This is a genomic window from Pseudomonas quebecensis, from assembly GCF_026410085.1.
In the GTDB taxonomy this organism is placed as follows: domain Bacteria; phylum Pseudomonadota; class Gammaproteobacteria; order Pseudomonadales; family Pseudomonadaceae; genus Aquipseudomonas; species Aquipseudomonas quebecensis.
Map to the genome: position 1 here is coordinate 828,249 of NZ_CP112866.1, position 18,583 is coordinate 846,831.

At 61.2% G+C, this 18,583-nt stretch carries 21 protein-coding genes; 13 read left to right on the forward strand and 8 right to left on the reverse strand.

The window, feature by feature from the left end; translation table 11 throughout:
- Positions 1-25: 25 nt before the first annotated feature.
- The 5 genes from OSC50_RS03905 to OSC50_RS03925 all read right to left on the reverse strand — a co-directional run bounded on the left by OSC50_RS03905 (position 26) and on the right by OSC50_RS03925 (position 4,253).
- Complete coding sequence (locus OSC50_RS03905; protein ID WP_181078884.1) at positions 26-1,048, reverse strand: SIS domain-containing protein; 1,023 nt, start codon at positions 1,046-1,048, stop codon at positions 26-28.
- Positions 1,029-2,135 (reverse strand): N-acetylglucosamine-6-phosphate deacetylase, encoded by a 1,107-nt coding sequence (gene nagA / locus OSC50_RS03910; protein ID WP_253509239.1) that lies wholly within the window; start codon positions 2,133-2,135, stop codon positions 1,029-1,031. The genes OSC50_RS03905 and nagA overlap by 20 nt, the downstream gene beginning before the upstream one ends.
- 9 nt (positions 2,136-2,144) lie before the next feature.
- Positions 2,145-2,903 (reverse strand): GntR family transcriptional regulator, encoded by a 759-nt coding sequence (locus OSC50_RS03915; protein WP_253509238.1) that lies wholly within the window; start codon positions 2,901-2,903, stop codon positions 2,145-2,147.
- Between the two features lie 260 nt (positions 2,904-3,163).
- On the reverse strand, positions 3,164-3,667 hold the full coding sequence (locus OSC50_RS03920) for a L,D-transpeptidase family protein (RefSeq protein WP_181078890.1): 504 nt from the start codon (positions 3,665-3,667) through the stop codon (positions 3,164-3,166).
- Between the two features lie 37 nt (positions 3,668-3,704).
- Positions 3,705-4,253, reverse strand: a complete 549-nt coding sequence (locus tag OSC50_RS03925) for an NUDIX hydrolase (protein ID WP_181078891.1) — start codon at positions 4,251-4,253, stop codon at positions 3,705-3,707.
- A 146-nt stretch (positions 4,254-4,399) separates the two neighbouring features.
- Between OSC50_RS03925 and OSC50_RS03930 the strand changes: the two genes are divergently transcribed.
- The 5 genes from OSC50_RS03930 to purT all read left to right on the forward strand — a co-directional run bounded on the left by OSC50_RS03930 (position 4,400) and on the right by purT (position 7,579).
- The gene (locus tag OSC50_RS03930) at positions 4,400-5,002 is read left to right on the forward strand and encodes a CoA pyrophosphatase (RefSeq protein WP_181078893.1); all 603 of its coding nucleotides are present in this window, start codon (positions 4,400-4,402) and stop codon (positions 5,000-5,002) included.
- A 35-nt stretch (positions 5,003-5,037) separates the two neighbouring features.
- Positions 5,038-5,562: a gamma carbonic anhydrase family protein gene (locus OSC50_RS03935; RefSeq protein WP_266246616.1), complete on the forward strand. Its 525-nt coding sequence runs from the start codon at positions 5,038-5,040 to the stop codon at positions 5,560-5,562.
- A complete protein-coding gene (locus tag OSC50_RS03940; RefSeq protein ID WP_181078897.1) occupies positions 5,559-5,774 on the forward strand; it encodes a DUF1289 domain-containing protein in 216 nt (71 codons plus the stop codon). The genes OSC50_RS03935 and OSC50_RS03940 overlap by 4 nt, the downstream gene beginning before the upstream one ends.
- Before the next feature lie 86 nt (positions 5,775-5,860).
- Positions 5,861-6,328 carry a VUT family protein gene (locus tag OSC50_RS03945; RefSeq protein ID WP_266246615.1) on the forward strand — a complete coding sequence of 156 codons (468 nt, stop codon included), beginning with the start codon at positions 5,861-5,863 and terminating at the stop codon, positions 6,326-6,328.
- A gap of 69 nt (positions 6,329-6,397) precedes the next feature.
- Complete coding sequence (purT, locus tag OSC50_RS03950) at positions 6,398-7,579, forward strand: formate-dependent phosphoribosylglycinamide formyltransferase (RefSeq protein WP_181078901.1); 1,182 nt, start codon at positions 6,398-6,400, stop codon at positions 7,577-7,579.
- Between the two features lie 211 nt (positions 7,580-7,790).
- On the opposite strand, the gene OSC50_RS03955 is transcribed toward purT, so the two are convergent.
- The 3 genes from OSC50_RS03955 to OSC50_RS03965 all read right to left on the reverse strand — a co-directional run bounded on the left by OSC50_RS03955 (position 7,791) and on the right by OSC50_RS03965 (position 11,379).
- Positions 7,791-9,101: an MFS transporter gene (locus tag OSC50_RS03955; protein WP_181078903.1), complete on the reverse strand. Its 1,311-nt coding sequence runs from the start codon at positions 9,099-9,101 to the stop codon at positions 7,791-7,793.
- Positions 9,102-9,315: 214 nt separating this feature from the next.
- Entirely contained in the window at positions 9,316-10,554 is a 1,239-nt protein-coding gene (locus OSC50_RS03960) for a transporter associated domain-containing protein (RefSeq protein WP_266246613.1), read from the reverse strand.
- 12 nt (positions 10,555-10,566) lie between these two features.
- Positions 10,567-11,379 carry a cytochrome C assembly family protein gene (locus tag OSC50_RS03965; RefSeq protein WP_266246612.1) on the reverse strand — a complete coding sequence of 271 codons (813 nt, stop codon included), beginning with the start codon at positions 11,377-11,379 and terminating at the stop codon, positions 10,567-10,569.
- A gap of 233 nt (positions 11,380-11,612) precedes the next feature.
- Here OSC50_RS03965 and ffh point away from each other — a divergent pair, with 233 nt between their 5' ends.
- From ffh to OSC50_RS04005, 8 genes are all read left to right on the forward strand, one after another.
- Entirely contained in the window at positions 11,613-12,989 is a 1,377-nt protein-coding gene (ffh, locus tag OSC50_RS03970; RefSeq protein WP_003175900.1) for a signal recognition particle protein, read from the forward strand.
- Positions 12,990-13,239: 250 nt separating this feature from the next.
- Positions 13,240-13,491 carry a 30S ribosomal protein S16 gene (rpsP, locus tag OSC50_RS03975; protein ID WP_003238923.1) on the forward strand — a complete coding sequence of 84 codons (252 nt, stop codon included), beginning with the start codon at positions 13,240-13,242 and terminating at the stop codon, positions 13,489-13,491.
- A gap of 5 nt (positions 13,492-13,496) precedes the next feature.
- Positions 13,497-14,033, forward strand: coding sequence for a ribosome maturation factor RimM (gene rimM / locus OSC50_RS03980; RefSeq protein WP_003175898.1), 537 nt, complete (start codon positions 13,497-13,499; stop codon positions 14,031-14,033).
- On the forward strand, positions 14,015-14,788 hold the full coding sequence (gene trmD / locus OSC50_RS03985) for a tRNA (guanosine(37)-N1)-methyltransferase TrmD (RefSeq protein ID WP_253509226.1): 774 nt from the start codon (positions 14,015-14,017) through the stop codon (positions 14,786-14,788). The genes rimM and trmD overlap by 19 nt, the downstream gene beginning before the upstream one ends.
- Before the next feature lie 45 nt (positions 14,789-14,833).
- Positions 14,834-15,184 (forward strand): 50S ribosomal protein L19, encoded by a 351-nt coding sequence (gene rplS / locus OSC50_RS03990; protein WP_003175895.1) that lies wholly within the window; start codon positions 14,834-14,836, stop codon positions 15,182-15,184.
- Between the two features lie 109 nt (positions 15,185-15,293).
- On the forward strand, positions 15,294-16,190 hold the full coding sequence (gene xerD, locus OSC50_RS03995) for a site-specific tyrosine recombinase XerD (RefSeq protein ID WP_181078911.1): 897 nt from the start codon (positions 15,294-15,296) through the stop codon (positions 16,188-16,190).
- 140 nt (positions 16,191-16,330) lie between these two features.
- On the forward strand, positions 16,331-17,062 hold the full coding sequence (locus tag OSC50_RS04000) for a thioredoxin fold domain-containing protein (protein WP_181078913.1): 732 nt from the start codon (positions 16,331-16,333) through the stop codon (positions 17,060-17,062).
- Between the two features lie 129 nt (positions 17,063-17,191).
- The gene (locus OSC50_RS04005; protein WP_181078915.1) at positions 17,192-18,496 is read left to right on the forward strand and encodes a homoserine dehydrogenase; all 1,305 of its coding nucleotides are present in this window, start codon (positions 17,192-17,194) and stop codon (positions 18,494-18,496) included.
- Positions 18,497-18,583 lie beyond the last annotated feature (87 nt).

Sequence of the window (18,583 nt, forward strand, 5' to 3'; positions counted from 1 at the left end):
TCATCAGGAAAACACGGCAATCGACTCAGTGAGTGCGAGTGACTTTGCTCAGGTGGCGCGGCTGGTCCGGGTCCATGCCGCGCGCCACGGCCAGGCCGGCGGCCATCACGTAGAAGCTCTGGATCGCCAGGATCGGGTCCAGGCTCGGGTGTTCGGCGCGGCTCAGGGTCAGGTCGCGTTCGGCGATATCGTCCGGCGCGGCCAGCAATACACGGGCGCCGCGTTGGCGCATGTCGGCGGCCAGCGTCAGCAGGCCGGCCTGTTCGGCGCCGCGCGGGGCGAACACCAGCAATGGGTAATTTTCGTCGATCAACGCCATCGGCCCGTGGCGCACTTCGGCGCTGCTGAAGGCTTCGGCCTGGATTGCCGAGGTTTCCTTGAGCTTGAGCGCGGCTTCCTGGGCGACGGCAAAACCGGCGCCACGGCCGATCACCATCAAGCGCTGACTGTCGCGCAGGGCCTCGACGGCTTGGTGCCAATCCTGTCCGGCGGCGTCGCGCAGGCCCTCAGGCAGCGCCTGGCAGGCTTGCAACAAGTCTGCTTCCTGGTTCCAGTGCCCCACCAATAGGGCGCTGGCACTGAGGGTGGCGATAAAGCTTTTGGTGGCGGCCACGCTCAGCTCCGGCCCGGCGCACAGCGGTACGTGGCATTCGCACGCGGCTTGCAGCGGTGACGCTTCAGCGTTGACCAACGAGATGCTCAACGCACCGCGCTTGCGCAGCAGGCGCAGGCTGTCCACCAGGTCCGGACTTTGGCCGGACTGCGAGAACCCGAACGCTACCTGGCCGCTGACCTTCAACGGCGCTTGCAGCAACGTGACCACCGACATCGGTAACGACGCCACCGGAATCCCCACATGCTGCATGGCCAGGTAGGCGAAGTAGCTGGCGGCGTGGTCCGAACTGCCACGGGCGATGGTCATCGCCACCTGCGGCGGCTGGCGGCGCAAGCGGCCGGCGATTTCTTCCAGCGGCGGGCCCAGGCGTTGCAGTTGCGCGGCGACCGCGTCAGCGGAGGCGAGGGCCTCTTCAAGCATTTTTGAAGTCAACGGTGTCTCCTTCGACCATTACGTCAGTGAGGTGCAGGGAGCGGTCCAGGCGCACGCAGTCGGCATAGCTGCCGGGTTGCAGGCGGCCGCGTTCTTCCAGGCCCAGGTAGTCCGCCGGAAATTGCGACAGGCGTTGAGAGGCTTCGCTGATGGGCAGGCCGATCTTCACCAGGTTGCGCAGCGCCTGGTCCATGGTCAGCGTGCTGCCCGCCAGGGTGCCGTCGGCCAGGCGCACGCCGCCCAGGCATTTGGTCACGGTGTGGCTGCCCAGCTTGTATTCGCCGTCGGGCATGCCGGCGGCGGCGGTGGAGTCGGTGACGCAGTACAGGCATGGGATCGAGCGCAACGCCACGCGGATGGCGCCTGGGTGCACATGAAGCAGGTCCGGGATCAGCTCGGCGTACTTGGCATGGGCCAGTGCGGCGCCGACGATCCCGGGCTCGCGGTGATGCAGCGGGCTCATGGCGTTGTACAAGTGGGTGAAACTGGTGGCACCGGCGGCGAGGGCGGCGACGCCTTCTTCATAGCTGCCCAGGGTATGACCGATCTGCATGCGTACGCCGCGTTCGCTGAGGACGCGGATCAACGCATCGTGGCCGGCGATTTCCGGTGCGATGGTGATCACTCGGATCGGCGCCAGGCGCAGATAGGCCTCGACTTCCTCCATCAAGGCGGTGTGGGCGAAATTAGGTTGGGCGCCGAGTTTTCCCGGATTGATGTAGGGCCCTTCCAGGTGCACGCCGAGTACACGGGCGCAGCCGGCGGGGCGCTGCTCGCAGAAAGTGCCGAGCTGGCCCAGTACGCGGGAGATCTCGTCCACCGGCGCGGTCATGGTGGTGGCCAGCAGCGACGTGGTGCCGAAGCGCACATGGGTGCGGGTGATCGTCTGGAAGGCGGAGGTGCCTTGCATGATGTCCTTGCCGCCACCGCCGTGCACATGCAGGTCGATAAAGCCCGGTAGCAGGTAGGGCAAATCGTTGTCGGCCGGGTCGCAGGGCGTGCCTTCAATGGCGGTCACCTTGCCATGTGCATGCGCCAGGCGGCCACGAATCCAACCGTCGGGCGTGAGGATATTGTCTTCGGACATGGCAGTTCTCTAAGGCCGCAGCTCGGCGGCAAAGTCGTATCTGCGCAGCTCCGCTACGAAGTCGTAGTAGTCGTTGCGGCAGTAGGTGTCGGTGATTTCTATCGGTGTGTTGTCGGCGGTGTAGCCCACGCGGGTCATCAACAACATGGCGGTGCCTGGAGCGATGCCCACCAGCGCGGCGAATTCGTCCGAGGCGTTGATCGCCTGAATGTGCTGCAGCGCGCGCATGATGGGTTTGCCGATGCTTTCCAGGTACTCGTAGAGCGAGTTGCCGATGGCTTGCGGCTGTGGAAGAACCGAGGCAGGCATTGTGGTCATTTCAATTGCCATCACCGTGTCGTCAGCCTTGCGCAGCCGCTTGAGGCGCGCCACTTTGTCGGTGGGCGACAAGGCCAGGCGGATCAGCTCTTCGTGGGTTGGCTGGGTGATGTCGCGCTCCAGCCATTGGGAGCTGGGCACAAAGCCCTTGAGACGCAACATCTCGCTGAACCCCGAGAGGCGCGACAGCGGCTGTTCCAGGCGTGGCGTGATAAAGGTCCCGGAGCCTTGGCTGCGGCGGATCAGGCCTTGGGCAAACAGCACCTCGAGTGCCTTGCGGGCCGTGACCCGCGAGATGTTCAACTGCTCACTGAGTGCCCGTTCCGAGGGCAACGCCTGTTCGGATTTCCACTCGCCGGCATGGATCGCGGCTTCCAGCTTACGCGCCAATTGCAGATACAGCGGCGTGGATTGTTTGTCGTCGGGGCGCAGGGCCAGGATGGGATTCATCTGTCAGGTTTCCGATGCGTTATTGGAGTGTTGTCGCCCGGTAATGGCCGAAAACTAATACCACTTAAATACCATGTCAATGCCACCAGAACAGTGCGTACAGGGCTGTCAGGGCTCTGTTCAGGTGCCTGGTTTCAAGTGGTATTAGAGAGGTCTTCCGCGCGTGCATAACGGCGTAGCCGGCGCGGTGAACTGGTATTCACCGGCGGGCATTGTCGGGGGAGGTTTTTTTTTCGAATTATTTTACGAGTGGTCGACGATTACGGCCGGATCTCGATCAGCGTGCCATCCTTGACCAGGTTCCAGACTTCGCGCATGTCCACATTGCGCATACCGATGCAGCCGTCGGTCCAGTCCAGGGTGTGGAACCACTGTTCCGGGTAGTCCTCGGTGTCGGGGGTGCCGTGGATCATGATCATGCTGCCGGGCTTGACGCCTTCGCGGCGTGCGCGTGCGGCATCGCTGATATTAGGGTAGGAGATGTGCATGGCCAGGTTGAAGCGCTCACTGGTCTTGCGCCAGTCGATCCAATACAGGCCTTCGGGTGTGCGGCGATCGCCTTCGATCAGCTTGGGGCCTTTGGGGTTCTTGCCCAGGGAGATGCGATAGGTCTTGAGCGGCTTGCCGTCGTTGATCAGTTGCAACTGATGGGCGGACTTGAGTACCAGGACTTTCTCGACCGGCTTGCCGCCCAGGGTTTCCAGGGTGGAGGCTGACGACAACGCGGCGAACGACAGGCAGAGCAAAGCAAGCAACCAACGCATTGAAACGATTTCCCTTTGAAGGCCGTCTGCCGGTTTGTTATTGGGCGGGCTTGGCGAGTGGCGGCACCGATTCGCTGCGTACCGGGTAGGCCTGTTGCCTGCGGTCAGCGAAGAAGCATTCTAAGGTACGCCCGACCGTGCGGAAAGCCAGCTCGGACCAAGGGATGTCGGCTTCGGCGAACAGCTTCACTTCCAGGCTCTCGGCACCTGCGGCGAAGTCGAGGTCGATCAGCTCGGCGCGGTAGAAAATATGCACCTGGCTGATGTGGGGCACGTTGATCAACGTGTAGAGGCTCAAGTTGCGCACGCGGGCACAGGCTTCTTCCAGGGTTTCGCGCATGGCGGCCTGTTCCACCGTTTCGCCGTTTTCCATGAAGCCGGCCGGCAGGGTCCAGTAACCCAGGCGCGGCTCGATGGCGCGGCGGCACAACAGCACGTGGTCGCCCCACACCGGCACGGTGCCGGCGACGATATTGGGGTTCTGATAATGAATGGTCGAGCAGTGATCGCACACATAGCGAAGGCGCGCGTCGCCATCGGGAATGCGTTGGGTCACCGGTTTACCGCACTGGCTGCAGAATTTCATGCTGGGGTTCCTGGAGAGTGCGTCCATCTTGGCTTGGGGCCAGGCGTTCCTGCAAGTTGTCGTTTAGCGACACCGCTCCGGTTTGGGCTTGGGCGCCCGCGCGCTTTGGTGCATGATGCCAGGTAGCCAACAGATCGAGATGACTCATGCTGGACGAGCTACTTCGCCGGGTAAGCAATCACACGCCGCATACGCTGGAGACTGACGGGCGTTTCCCTGAAGCGGCGGTGCTGGTGCCGATCACCCGCAGTGACGAACCTGAGCTGATCCTGACCCTGCGCGCCAGCGGCCTGTCGACCCACGGTGGCGAAGTGGCCTTTCCCGGTGGGCGCCGTGACCCCGAAGACCCGGACCTGATCTTCACCGCCCTGCGCGAAGCTGAGGAAGAAATCGGCCTGGCACCGGGCCTGGTGGAAATTATCGGCCCCCTGAGTCCACTGATCTCACTGCATGGCATTCGTGTCACGCCTTATGTCGGTGTCATCCCCGACTACGTCGAGTACCTGGCCAACGATGCCGAGATTGCCGCTGTCTTCAGCGTACCCTTGGATTTTTTCCGACAGGACCCGCGCGAACATACCCACAGGATCGACTACCAAGGCCGTAGTTGGTATGTGCCCAGCTATCGTTATGGCGAGTACAAAATCTGGGGGTTGACGGCAATCATGATCGTCGAGCTGATCAACGTGCTCTATGACGACGCGCAGATCAGCCTGCACAATCCACCCAAGAGCTTTATTAATCGCTAAGCCATCGAACGAATGGCCCGCCGTGAGGAATAACCATGAAATACCGCCTGGGCGACGCCCACGTCGAGACGCATCCCAGCAGTTGGGTCGCGCCCAATGCCACGCTGGTGGGCAAGGTCAAGCTGGAGGAGGGCGCCAACGTCTGGTTCAACGCGGTATTGCGCGGCGACAACGAACTGATCCTGATCGGCAGGAACAGCAACGTGCAGGACGGCAGCGTGATGCACACCGACATGGGCTACCCGCTGACCCTGGGTACCGGCGTGACCATTGGCCATAACGCGATGTTGCATGGCTGCACCGTAGGCGATTACAGCCTGATCGGCATCAATGCCGTGGTGCTCAACGGCGCGAAGATCGGCAAGCATTGCATTATCGGCGCCAATTCGCTGATTGGCGAAGGCAAGGAGATCCCCGATGGTTCACTGGTGATGGGCTCGCCGGGCAAAGTGGTGCGTGAATTGACCGAGGCGCAGAAGAGGATGCTCGAGGCCAGTGCCGCGCACTATGTACACAATTCGCAGCGTTATGCCCGTGATCTGGCTGAGCAGGAAGAATGAGTGCAGTTGAACGACCTGTTGCATCGCCCTGCGTGAGCATTTGCGCGCTGGATGATGATGACATCTGTACCGGCTGCCAGCGCACCGTGGATGAAATCACACGCTGGAGTCGCATGGATAATGCCGAGCGTCGGGTAGTGTTGGGGTTGTGCCATGAGCGGGCCTTGGCGAGTGGGTGGGTGTTTATGGCTTCTGGTAAATCCGGCGCCTGAACCATTGCCCCCGATAAGGCCCCCCAGACGACATATGTCTTAATGTGAAGTACCCTGTGCCCCTTATACACAGGGCCCATCCCGCCATGCTCTTCCTGATCGCCTACATCAGCAGCGTCGTGCTGATCAACTTCGCCTTCTCCACCGCCCCGCACCTGGATGTGATCTGGTCCGCCTGGGGTGGCCTGGTGTTTATCCTGCGCGACATGGTGCAAACCCGCTTCGGCCACGGTGCGATCATTGCCATGCTGGCGGCGCTGGTGCTGTCGTATATCACCTCCGACCCGTCCATCGCCCTGGCCAGCGCCACGGCGTTCGCGGTGTCCGAGTGCATCGACTGGCTGGTGTTCAGCATCACCAAGCGCCCGTTGCACGACCGCCTGTGGATAAGTTCGGCGCTGAGCATTCCCCTCGATACGTTTATCTTCTTCGGCCTGATCGGCGCGCTGACCCCGATGGTGGCAGGCACCGCGCTCGTGTCGAAATTCGCCGGGGTCACGGCGGTGTGGCTGATCATGGCCTGGCGCCTGCGCAAACGGGTGGTCGCCAACTGAGGCCAATTTTTACAGTTCATGTAAAATGCCGGCCTTTCTCCCCATGATCCGCTCCCCTGAGGACCTGAGATGACCCGAATCGGAACTCCATTGTCGCCGACCGCGACCCGCGTTTTGCTGTGTGGCTGCGGTGAACTGGGCAAGGAAGTGGTAATCGAACTGCAACGCCTGGGCGTTGAAGTGATTGCCGTGGATCGTTACGCCAATGCGCCGGCCATGCAGGTGGCCCATCGCAGCCATGTGATCAACATGCTCGACGGCGCCGCCCTGCGTGCGGTGATCGAAGCGGAAAAACCGCACTTCATCGTGCCGGAAATCGAAGCCATCGCCACCGCCACCCTGGTGGAACTGGAGGCCGAAGGCTTCACCGTGATCCCGACCGCGCGCGCCACATCGCTGACCATGAACCGTGAAGGCATCCGTCGCCTGGCCGCGGAAGAACTGGACCTGCCGACCTCGCCGTACCACTTCGCCGACACCTTCGAAGACTACAGCAAGGCCGTCCATGACCTGGGCTTCCCGTGCGTGGTCAAGCCGGTGATGAGTTCGTCGGGCAAGGGCCAGAGCCTGCTGCGCAGCGCCGACGACGTGCAGAAGGCCTGGGACTACGCTCAGGAGGGCGGGCGTGCCGGCAAGGGCCGGGTGATCATTGAGGGCTTTATCGATTTCGACTATGAAATCACCCTGCTGACCGTGCGCCACATCGGCGGCACCACGTTCTGCGCGCCGGTCGGCCATCGCCAGGAAAAGGGCGACTATCAGGAATCCTGGCAGCCACAGGCCATGAGCCCGATTGCCCTGGCCGAATCCGAGCGCGTGGCCAAGGCCGTGACCGAGGCCTTGGGCGGGCGTGGCCTGTTCGGCGTGGAGCTGTTCATCAAAGGCGATCAGGTGTGGTTCAGCGAAGTGTCGCCGCGCCCGCATGACACCGGCCTGGTGACCCTGATTTCCCAGGACCTGTCGCAGTTCGCCCTGCATGCACGCGCGATTCTCGGGCTGCCGATCCCGCTGATCCGCCAGTTCGGGCCTTCGGCGTCGGCGGTGATCCTGGTGGAAGGGCAGTCGACCCAGACCGCGTTCGCCAACCTCGGCGCCGCGTTGAGCGAGCCGGACACGGCGTTGCGTCTGTTTGGTAAGCCTGAAGTGAACGGCCAGCGCCGCATGGGCGTGGCGTTGGCGCGGGATGAGTCGATTGAAGCGGCTCGGGCCAAGGCTACCCGTGCTTCTAAAGCGGTTGTCGTAGAGCTCTAAAAGCATCGGGGGCAAGCCCCCTCCCACATTTGACTGTATTCACAAATTAAAGTGGGAGGGGGCTTGCCCCCGATAGCGGCCCATCACGCCACCTTGACGCACATCGTTCCCACGCTCTGCGTGGGAATGCCTCTTGTGACGCTCTGCGTCACGCTGGGACGCGGAGCGTCCTGGGCTGCATTCCCACGCGGAGCGCGGGAGCGATCAGGTTTCAGGCAACCCTGTTCAAATCGTTATCCCGCGTCTCCTTCAGGCACAGCACGGCGATCAAGCTGAGCAACGCTGCCGCCGACACATACCCACCCACATAACTCAGACCGCCCATCGCCACCAGCTTGGTCGCGAAGAATGGCGCGGCCGATGCGCCAACGATGCCGCCCAGGTTATACGCCGCCGAAGCTCCGGTATAACGCACGCGGGTCGGGAACAGCTCCGGCAACAGCGCACCCATCGGGGCGAAGGTCACGCCCATCAGGAACAGTTCCAGCGCCAGGAACAGCGCCACGGCCCAGGTGGAACCATGGGTCAGCAGCGGCTCCATGGTGAAACCGGACAGAATCGCCAGGATCGCACCGACGATCAGCACGGGTTTACGCCCGTAACGGTCGCTGGCCAATGCGGCGATGGGCGTGGCCAATCCCATGAACAGCACCGCAAAGCACAGCAGGCCAAGGAAGGTTTCGCGGCTGTAGCCCAAGGTTGAAACGCCGTAGCTCAGGGAAAACGCCGTGGTAATATAGAACAGTGCATAACACACCACCATCGACGCGGCGCCCAGCAACACCGGCAGCCAATGCTGGCTGAACAGTTCTACCAGCGGCACCTTCACCGGTGCTTCCTTGGCCACCGCCTTGGCGAACACCGGGGTTTCATGCAGCTTCAGACGCGCATACAGGCCGATCATCACCAGCGCGGCGCTGAGGATGAACGGAATGCGCCAGCCCCAACTGCGGAACTGTTCGTCGTTCAGGCTCATGGCCAGGATCAGGAACAAGCCATTGGCCGCCAGAAAACCGATCGAAGGCCCCAGTTGCGGGAACATGCCGAACCAGGCCCGTTTGCCCTTGGGCGCATTCTCGGTCGCCAGCAGCGCCGCGCCACCCCATTCCCCGCCAAGGCCCAGGCCCTGGCCGAAACGCAGCACACACAACAGGATCGGCGCCCAGGCGCCAATGCTGTCGTAGCCGGGCAGCAAACCAATCAGCGTGGTACAGACGCCCATCAGCAACAACGACGCCACCAGTGTCGACTTGCGGCCGATGCGGTCGCCGAAATGGCCAAACAGCGCAGAGCCCAGCGGGCGGGCGATAAAGGCGATACCGAAGGTCAGGAACGACGCCAGCATCTGCGCGGTGCCGGAGCTCTGCGGGAAGAACACCGGGCCGATCACCAATGCCGCGGCGGTGGCGTAGATATAGAAATCGTAGAACTCGATGGCGGTGCCGACGATGCTCGCGGTCGCAACCCGCGCGGTCGAGTTGCTCGGGGCGGCGGTTGCGGCCTCGTTATAGGTGGTGCTCATGGTGGTATCCCTGACGGTCGTTGCGCGTTTTGGACGCGGATTATTATTGGTCGAACACCCATGGATCAGGGTTGCACGCGGTCGGGCGAAGCTTGGATAAACCGCAGGGATTATAGGAAGGGGTCTGGAATTACAACAAGAGCCGACACACCGCAAATCTAAATGTGGGAGGTGGCAAGGTCCTCCCACATCGCAGCTGTTTGCTGTCAGGTGCTTACGCGGCGACCGGTACCCGGCTGGTATGCCAGATCAGCACCTTGGCCACCCGGTTATCCTCGGTCTCGAGGATTTCCAGACGATAGCGGCCGATTTTCAGGCATACCGCGCAGTCAGGAATGGTTTCCAGCGCCTCGGTCACCAGACCGTTGAGGGTCTTGGGGCCGTCGCTGGGCAAGTGCCAGCTCAGGCTCTTGTTCAGTTCACGAATAGAAGCGGCGCCGTCGATGATATAGCGACCGTCCGGCTGGGCCTGGATGTGCGGGTTGTCCATGCCTTGCTCGCTTTCGAATTCGCCGACGATTTCTTCGAGAATATCTTCCAGCGTGACAATCCCCAGCACTTCACCGTATTCGTCCACCACCATGCCCAGGCGGCGCTGTTGCTTGTGGAAGTTCAGCAGCTGCAATTGCAGCGGCGTGCTTTCCGGCACGAAGTAGGGTTCGTGGCAGGCCGCGAGCAAGGCTTCCTTGGTCAGGCTGGCGTCGGGCAGCAGGTGCTGGATCTGGCGCGTGTTCAATACAGCCTGCACTTGGTTGATATCGCTGTGGAACACCGGCAGGCGCGTGCGCTTGGATGTACGCAGTTGTTCGATGATCTCTTCGACGGTGTCATCCAGGTTAATGCCGTCGACCTCGCTGCGCGGCACGAGGATGTCATTGACCGTGATGTTGTCCAGCGCGTGTATGCCGGGCATGCCGTGGGAGCGGCCTTCGTCCGCCTCAGGCGCGGGTTCGTCGTCGTGATCGGGCAACGGCTCATCGCTGTTTTTCACCGTGCCGGTCTTGCGCGCGAAAGGGCGCAGCAGCAGCAGGCTGATGCCATTGAGCAGCCAGGCCAACGGATAAACGATTTTCAGGGGCACGCCCAACAGCGTATTGCCAAAGCCGAGTACAGCCTGGGGATAGCGGGTGGCCAGGGCGCGGGGCAGGTAGTCGGCCAGCACCAGCAGGGTCGCGCAGGACACCAGCCAGCCCAGCCAGGGGCCGTTTTCCGCCCAGGCATGGATCGCCGGCAAGGTGCACAGGATCACCACCACGCCACGGCTCAGCGTATTGCAGAGGATCAGACTGTTGCGCGGGAAATTCAGTCGGGCAGCGGCCTTGTCGCCCTGGCGCGTGCCGGGGCGCAGCGCCAGCAAGTGCTGCTGGGCGGCTTCAATGGCGGTAAACAGCCCGGCCCATAACACCAGCAGGGCGATTACCGCGAGCATCGGCCCCAGGGGCAAATTGTCCATGATCGCTGCCCGTCAGATATGCAGGATGTATTCGCGAACCAGCTTGCTGCCGAAATAGGCCAGCATCAGCAGGCAGAAGCCGGCCAGGGTCCAGCGGATCGCCTTGTGTCCGCGCCAGCCGAGGCGGTTACGGCCCCACAGCAGTACGCTGAACACCACCCACGCCAAGCATGCCAGCAGGGTTTTGTGCACCAGATGCTGGGCGAACAGGTTCTCGACGAATACCCAGCCGGATATCAACGACAGCGACAGCAGGGTCCAGCCGGCCCACAGGAAGCCGAACAGCAGGCTCTCCATGGTCTGCAGCGGCGGGAAGTTCTTGATCAGGCCCAGCGGGTGTTTGTGCTTGAGCTGGTGGTCCTGCAGCAGCAGGAGCAGGGACTGGAATACCGCGATGGTAAACATGCCGTACGCGAGGATCGACAGCAGGATGTGGGCGAGCATGCCCGGCTCTTCGTCGATGACCTGCACGGTGCCGGTAGGGGCGAACTGTGCCAGCAGTACGGTGAGCATGCCCAGCGGGAATAACAGGACCAGCAGGTTTTCCACCGGGATGCGGGAGCAGGCGAGCAGCGTCAGGGCAATCACCGCGGCGGCGATCAGGCTGGCGGCGCTGAAAAAATCCAGGGCCAGGCCGACCGGCGTCATCAGGTGGGTGAACAGGCTCGCGGCGTGTGCCAGCAGGGCGAGGACGCCCAGGCCGACCAGCAGGCGCTTGTTGGCCTTGGCGCATTGAGCCAGGCGAGTGCCCTGGTAGAGGGTCGCAGCGGCGTACAGCAGGGCGGCGGCGAGACTGGGTAGCAAACTGGGTGGCAAAGGGAGCATAAATCCTGATAGGCAAGCCCGAAAGGCGCTGAGTTTGGCACACACCTGCGCTCCACGAAAGACTCCCGGGCCAGACAGCGGGTGTGCATGGACGCAGTCTTCGCTATAATCCGCGACCTGCCCACGCCGCAGGCTCGCCGAGCGCTGTTTTTAACAGCGATTTACCACAGCCTGGGCCGCCATTACCTCGGTCTACAACGCACTTCGTTGAATAGGGCCTGAAAGGATCGCGCATGTTTGAAAACTTGACTGACCGTCTCTCGCAGACGCTGCGCCACGTTACCGGCAAGGCCAAGCTGACCGAGGACAATATTAAAGACACCCTGCGCGAAGTGCGCATGGCGCTGCTGGAAGCCGACGTTGCTTTGCCTGTGGTCAAGGACTTCGTCAACTCGGTCAAGGAGCGAGCGGTCGGCACTGAAGTGTCCCGCAGCCTGACGCCGGGCCAGGCATTCGTGAAGATCGTCCAGGCCGAACTCGAAAGCCTGATGGGCGCGGCAAACGAAGACCTGAACCTCAGCGCCGTGCCACCGGCCGTCGTGCTGATGGCCGGTCTGCAGGGTGCGGGCAAGACCACCACCGCCGGCAAGCTGGCGCGCTTCCTCAAAGAGCGCAAGAAGAAATCGGTAATGGTCGTGTCGGCCGACGTCTACCGTCCGGCGGCCATCAAGCAGTTGGAAATGCTTGCCGGCGAAGTGGGGGTGACCTTTTTTCCGTCGGACCTGAGCCAGAAGCCGGTCGACATCGCCAACGCGGCTATTAAAGAAGCACGCCTGAAATTCATCGACGTGGTCATCGTCGATACCGCCGGTCGCCTGCACATCGATGAAGAGATGATGGGCGAGATCAAGGCGCTGCATGCCGCGATCAATCCGGTTGAGACCCTGTTCGTGGTCGATGCCATGACCGGCCAGGATGCGGCCAACACCGCCAAGGCCTTCGGCGACGCGCTGCCGCTGACCGGTGTGATCCTGACCAAGGTCGACGGTGACGCCCGTGGCGGTGCCGCGCTGTCCGTGCGCGCCATCACCGGCAAGCCGATCAAGTTCATCGGTATGGGCGAAAAGAGCGAAGCGCTCGAACCGTTCCACCCTGAGCGTATCGCCTCGCGCATCCTCGGCATGGGCGACGTACTCAGCTTGATCGAGCAGGCCGAAGCCACTCTCGACAAGGACAAGGCCGACAAGCTCGCCAAGAAGCTGAAGAAGGGCAAGGGCTTCGATCTCGAAGACTTCCGCGACCAGCTGCAGCAAATGAAGAACATGGGCGGCCTCGGCGGCCTGATGGACAAGCTGCCGAACATCGGCGGTGTGAACCTGGCCCAAATGGGCAACGCCCAGGGCGCGGCCGAAAAGCAATTCAAGCAGATGGAAGCCATCATCAATTCCATGACCCCGGCCGAGCGCCGTGACCCTGAGCTGATCAGCGGTTCGCGCAAACGTCGGATCGCCATGGGTTCCGGCACCCAGGTGCAGGACATCGGCCGCTTGATCAAGCAACACAAGCAGATGCAGAAAATGATGAAGAAATTCTCCGCCAAGGGTGGAATGGCCAAGATGATGCGCGGCATGGGCGGTATGTTGCCCGGCGGCGGCATGCCCAAGATGTAAAGAATTCGAGCAAGGGCTTGCTCTTGCTCCGACCCACAGGGATGTGGGATCTCCAGCAAACCCGCCGTTGGCGGGCGCTGACCTGCCGTTTTAAGCGACGGCTCTCCAGCAGATCTGAGTGTCACGGCCATAGGCGCCGGAAAAAGACATTTGCAAAAGTCGGGATATTCCTTAGAATATGCGGCCTTTCGGGCACCTATGCCCGCTGTGCATTTAGATTTGCAGCACCGACTACAGGAACGATGTTCACATGCTAACAATCCGTCTTGCCCTTGGCGGCTCCAAAAAGCGCCCGTTTTACCACTTGACCGTAACTGACAGCCGCAACCCACGTGACGGCTCTCACAAGGAACAAGTTGGCTTCTTCAACCCGATCGCTCGTGGTCAAGAAGTCCGCCTGTCCGTGAACCAAGAGCGCGTAGCCTACTGGCTGAGCGTTGGTGCACAGCCTTCTGAGCGTGTTGCCAAGTTGTTGAAGGACTCGGCTAAGGCCGCAGCCTGAGCAATATGAACGCGACGCCAGCGGTTGCTGATGATTTGATCGTTATCGGCAAGATCTACTCTGTTCATGGCGTTCGCGGCGAAGTGAAGGTGTATTCCTTTACTGATCCGACTGAAAACCTGTTGCAGTACAAAACCTGGACGCTCAAGCGCGAAGGCAGCGTGAAACAGGTCGAGCTGGTCAGTGGACGCGGGAGCGATAAGTTCCTGGTCGCAAAGCTCAAGGGTCTTGATGATCGTGAAGAAGCTCGTCTTCTGGCCGGTTATGAGATCTGCGTGCCGCGCAACCTGTTCCCTGAATTGACCGACGGCGAGTACTACTGGTACCAGCTGGAAGGTCTGAAGGTTATTGATCAACTGGGGCAACTGCTCGGGAAAATCGATCATCTTCTGGAAACCGGCGCCAATGATGTAATGGTGGTCAAGCCTTGCGCTGGCAGCCTGGATGATCGCGAACGCCTGTTGCCCTATACCGAGCAATGCGTGTTGGCCGTCGACCTGGCAGCGGGCGAGATGAAGGTGGAATGGGACGCGGACTTCTAAGCGTGGCTAATTTGCGCATTGAAGTGATCAGTTTGTTTCCCGAGATGTTTTCTGCCATCAGCGAGTACGGCATCACCAGTCGGGCGGTGAAACAGGGGCTGCTGCAGCTCACCTGTTGGAACCCGCGAGACTACACGACGGATCGACATCACACTGTGGACGATCGCCCATTTGGCGGTGGCCCGGGCATGGTGATGAAGATCAAGCCCCTGGAAGATGCGTTGGTTCAGGCCAAGGCAGCCGCCGGGGAGAAGGCGAAGGTGATTTACCTGTCCCCTCAAGGCCGTCAGCTGAAACAGGCGGCGGTACGCGAACTGGCGAATGAGGACGCACTGATCCTGATTGCCGGTCGCTATGAAGGCATTGACGAGCGTTTTATTGAAGCTCATGTCGATGAAGAGTGGTCGATTGGGGACTATGTCCTGTCTGGCGGCGAGCTGCCGGCGATGGTCCTGATAGATGCGGTTACACGACTGCTGCCTGGAGCTTTAGGGCATGCGGACTCTGCGGAGGAAGATTCCTTCACGGATGGTTTGCTGGATTGCCCGCACTACACCCGTCCGGAGGTGTATGCGGATCAGCGTGTTCCCGACGTATTGCTAAGTGGCAATCACGCACACATCCGGCGTTGGCGTTTACAGCAGTCCCTTGGTCGGACCTATGAACGACGCGCCGATCTTCTGGAAAGCCGCTCGCTTTCTGGAGAAGAGAAGAAGCTGCTCGAGGAATACATCCTCGCGCGGGACGATAGTTAACAACGTATCGATGGTAGGTCCAATGACTTACCTTAGGAGCACAGCATGACTAACAAAATCATCCTTGCACTCGAAGCAGAGCAGATGACCAAAGAGATCCCTACCTTTGCCCCGGGCGACACCATTGTCGTTCAGGTGAAAGTGAAGGAAGGCGACCGTTCGCGTCTGCAAGCGTTCGAAGGCGTGGTAATCGCCAAGCGTAACCGTGGTGTGAACAGTGCTTTCACTGTTCGTAAAATCTCCAACGGTGTTGGCGTAGAGCGTACTTTCCAGACCTACAGCCCGCAGATCGACAGCATGGCCGTTAAGCGTCGCGGTGACGTACGTAAAGCCAAGCTGTACTACCTGCGTGACCTGTCCGGTAAAGCAGCTCGCATCAAGGAAAAACTGGCTTAAGCCCAGCTTCCGATGCAGAAAAAAGCAGCCTACGGGCTGCTTTTTTGTGCCCGCGATTTAAGGTCCGCGCTAGGATCTACCCTTCCGCTATTTACCTGTTCGAGCTCCCATGCCTGCCATTGACCACCCTTTGATCGACCGCTTCCTCGACGCCCTTTGGCTGGAGAAAGGCTTGTCGGATAACACGCGCCAGGCCTATCGCAGCGACCTGGCCCTGTTCAACGGCTGGTTGCAGGATAAAAACCTCGAACTGATTAATGCGGGTCGTGAGCTGATCCTCGATCATCTGGCCTGGCGCCTGGAGCAAAACTACAAACCCCGTTCCACTGCCCGATTCCTCTCGGGTGTGCGTGGCTTTTATCGCTATCTGCTACGCGAAAAACTCATCAGCCTCGACCCGACGCTGCAAATCGAGATGCCACAGTTGGGCCGGCCGCTGCCTAAATCCCTGTCGGAAGCCGACGTCGACGCTTTGCTCAATGCCCCCGACCTCAGCGAAGCCATCGGCCAGCGCGATCGCGCCATGCTGGAAGTGCTGTACGCCTGCGGCCTGCGGGTGACCGAACTGATCAGCCTGACCCTGGAGCAGGTCAACCTGCGCCAGGGCGTACTGCGGGTAATGGGCAAGGGCAGCAAGGAGCGGCTGGTGCCGATGGGCGAGGAGGCGATTGTGTGGGTTGAGCGCTATATGCGCGATGGTCGCAGCGAATTGCTCGGTGGGCGCCCCAGCGATGTGCTGTTCCCCAGCCAGCGCGGCGAGCAGATGACGCGCCAGACCTTCTGGCATCGCATCAAGCATCAGGCCAAGGTCGCCGGGATCGGCAAGACCCTGTCGCCGCACACGTTGCGTCATGCTTTCGCCACCCATTTGCTCAATCATGGCGCGGATTTGCGCGTGGTGCAGATGCTGCTCGGACACAGCGACTTATCCACAACCCAGATCTATACCCATGTGGCGCGCGCACGGTTGCAGGATCTGCACGCCAAGCACCATCCGCGTGGGTGAAAACCGCCAATTTGTCCCGCCACGCGCTGCCCTGCGGCCCAACTGTGGTAGGCTTTGCCGGTTAGCAAAGGGGACGGCACAGGCCCGTGTTTCCAGACCGGCGCTCCTTCCCGTCCCTGCGTCTGCCTTCAGGAGTTTCCATGCGCTTGACCCAGATTATTGCCGCCGCAGCGATTGCGTTGGTTTCCACCTTTGTCGTCGCGGATGACGCGGCCGAACAGACCATTCGCAAGAGCCTGGCCAACCTGCAGCTCGACACCCCGATCGAAAGCATCAGCGCCAGCCCCATGGCCGGCCTGTATGAGGTCAAGCTCAAGGGCAGCCGCGTGCTGTATGCCAGTGCCGACGGTCAGTACATCGTCCAGGGCTACCTGTTCCAGCTCAAGGACGGCAAGCCGGTCAATCTGACCGAGAAGGCCGAGCGCCTGGGTGTGTCCAAGCTGATCAATGGCATTCCTGTGGCTGAAACCGTGGTGTACCCGGCGGTTGGCGAAACCAAGACCCACATCACCGTGTTCACCGACACCACCTGCCCGTATTGCCACAAGCTGCACGCCGAAGTGCCTGCGCTGAACAAGCTGGGCGTGGAAGTGCGCTATGTAGCGTTCCCGCGCCAGGGCCTGGGTTCTCCGGGTGACGAGCAGTTGCAGGCTGTATGGTGTTCGGCCGACAAGAAGGCCGCCATGGACAAGATGGTCGACGGCAAGGAAATCAAGGCCGCTAAATGCGCCAATCCAGTTTCCAAACAGTTCGCCCTCGGCCAGTCCATCGGTGTGAACGGTACGCCGGCCATCGTATTGGCAGACGGCCAAGTGATTCCGGGCTACCAGCCGGCGCCACAAGTTGCCAAACTGGCGCTGAGTGCCAAATAAACCAGCATCGTCGAACCTTTGACGATCATGGCCCGCGGATAAGCCGGCGGGCCATTAATTGAAAGCCGCGGTTGTGCGGCTGTTTTCCACGGCCGACCTAGCGTCGGCCGTTTCATGGGGAGTTCTTCAGTGAAACCGGTCAAAGTAGGCATCTGTGGGTTAGGGACCGTCGGTGGCGGTACCTTCAACGTTCTTCAGCGTAACGCTGAAGAAATTTCGCGCCGTGCAGGGCGTGGAATTGAAGTGGCACAAATTGCCACGCGTTCGCCAAAGCCTCAGTTCCAAACGACCGGTATTGCGATTACCCACGATGTCTTCGCCGTGGCCACCAACCCCGAGATCGATATCGTCATCGAACTGGTGGGTGGCTACACCGTGGCCCGCGAACTGGTGCTCAAGGCCATCGAGAACGGCAAGCATGTGGTCACCGCCAACAAGGCGCTGATTGCCGTGCATGGCAACGAGATCTTTGCCAAAGCCCGCGAGAAGGGCGTGATCGTGGCGTTCGAAGCCGCGGTAGCCGGCGGTATCCCGGTGATCAAGGCGATCCGTGAAGGCCTGTCCGCCAACCGTATCAACTGGGTGGCCGGTATCATCAACGGCACCGGTAACTTTATCCTCACCGAAATGCGCGAGAAGGGCCGCACCTTCGAAGACGTGCTGGCCGAGGCCCAGGCTCTGGGCTACGCCGAAGCCGACCCGACGTTTGACGTGGAAGGCATCGACGCGGCGCACAAGCTGACCATCCTGGCGTCCATCGCCTTTGGTATCCCGCTGCAATTCGACAAGGCCTACACCGAAGGCATCACCAAGCTGACCACCGCCGACGTGAATTACGCCGAAGCCCTGGGCTATCGCATCAAGCACCTGGGCGTGGCTCGCAGCACGCCGGCGGGTATCGAGTTGCGTGTGCACCCGACGCTGATCCCGGCCGACCGTCTGATCGCCAACGTCAATGGCGTGATGAACGCTGTGATGGTCAACGGCGACGCCGCCGGCTCGACCCTGTTCTACGGCGCCGGCGCCGGCATGGAGCCGACTGCGTCGTCGGTGATCGCCGACTTGGTGGACGTGGTGCGCGCCATGACCAGCGACCCGGAAAACCGCGTACCGCACCTGGCCTTCCAGCCGGACTCCCTCTCGGCCCATCCGATCCTGCCGATCGAAGCCTGCGAAAGTGCCTACTACCTGCGCATCCAGGCTCAGGATCACCCTGGCGTATTGGCTCAGGTGGCCAGCATTCTGTCGGAGCGCGGCATCAACATCGAATCGATCATGCAGAAGGAAGTCGAGGAGCAAAATGGCCAGGTGCCAATGATCCTGCTGACCCACCGTGTGCTGGAACAACACATCAACGATGCCATCCAGGCTCTTGAAGCTCTCCAGGGCGTAGTTGGGCCGGTAGTCCGGATTCGCGTCGAACATTTGAATTAATTCAGCTGCAAGCGCCAAGCTGCAAGCTTCAAGTAGAAGCAGATCTGCTCTAACTTGAAGCTTGTCACTTGAAGCTTGAAGCCCAAA

Coding starts and splice junctions, on each gene's coding strand:
- OSC50_RS03925 (WP_181078891.1), bottom strand. CDS start 4,253: ATGAAATTCTGCAGCCAGTGCGGTAAACCGGTGACCCAACGCATTCCC.
- OSC50_RS03920 (WP_181078890.1), bottom strand. CDS start 3,667: ATGCGTTGGTTGCTTGCTTTGCTCTGCCTGTCGTTCGCCGCGTTGTCG.
- OSC50_RS03960 (WP_266246613.1), bottom strand. CDS start 10,554: ATGGACAATTTGCCCCTGGGGCCGATGCTCGCGGTAATCGCCCTGCTG.
- rplS (WP_003175895.1), top strand. CDS start 14,834: ATGACTAACAAAATCATCCTTGCACTCGAAGCAGAGCAGATGACCAAA.
- OSC50_RS03955 (WP_181078903.1), bottom strand. CDS start 9,101: ATGAGCACCACCTATAACGAGGCCGCAACCGCCGCCCCGAGCAACTCG.
- trmD (WP_253509226.1), top strand. CDS start 14,015: ATGGGACGCGGACTTCTAAGCGTGGCTAATTTGCGCATTGAAGTGATC.
- rimM (WP_003175898.1), top strand. CDS start 13,497: ATGAACGCGACGCCAGCGGTTGCTGATGATTTGATCGTTATCGGCAAG.
- OSC50_RS03965 (WP_266246612.1), bottom strand. CDS start 11,379: ATGCTCCCTTTGCCACCCAGTTTGCTACCCAGTCTCGCCGCCGCCCTG.
- OSC50_RS03930 (WP_181078893.1), top strand. CDS start 4,400: ATGCTGGACGAGCTACTTCGCCGGGTAAGCAATCACACGCCGCATACG.
- OSC50_RS04000 (WP_181078913.1), top strand. CDS start 16,331: ATGCGCTTGACCCAGATTATTGCCGCCGCAGCGATTGCGTTGGTTTCC.
- OSC50_RS03915 (WP_253509238.1), bottom strand. CDS start 2,903: ATGAATCCCATCCTGGCCCTGCGCCCCGACGACAAACAATCCACGCCG.
- OSC50_RS03935 (WP_266246616.1), top strand. CDS start 5,038: ATGAAATACCGCCTGGGCGACGCCCACGTCGAGACGCATCCCAGCAGT.
- xerD (WP_181078911.1), top strand. CDS start 15,294: ATGCCTGCCATTGACCACCCTTTGATCGACCGCTTCCTCGACGCCCTT.
- ffh (WP_003175900.1), top strand. CDS start 11,613: ATGTTTGAAAACTTGACTGACCGTCTCTCGCAGACGCTGCGCCACGTT.
- rpsP (WP_003238923.1), top strand. CDS start 13,240: ATGCTAACAATCCGTCTTGCCCTTGGCGGCTCCAAAAAGCGCCCGTTT.
- purT (WP_181078901.1), top strand. CDS start 6,398: ATGACCCGAATCGGAACTCCATTGTCGCCGACCGCGACCCGCGTTTTG.
- nagA (WP_253509239.1), bottom strand. CDS start 2,135: ATGTCCGAAGACAATATCCTCACGCCCGACGGTTGGATTCGTGGCCGC.
- OSC50_RS03945 (WP_266246615.1), top strand. CDS start 5,861: ATGCTCTTCCTGATCGCCTACATCAGCAGCGTCGTGCTGATCAACTTC.
- OSC50_RS03940 (WP_181078897.1), top strand. CDS start 5,559: ATGAGTGCAGTTGAACGACCTGTTGCATCGCCCTGCGTGAGCATTTGC.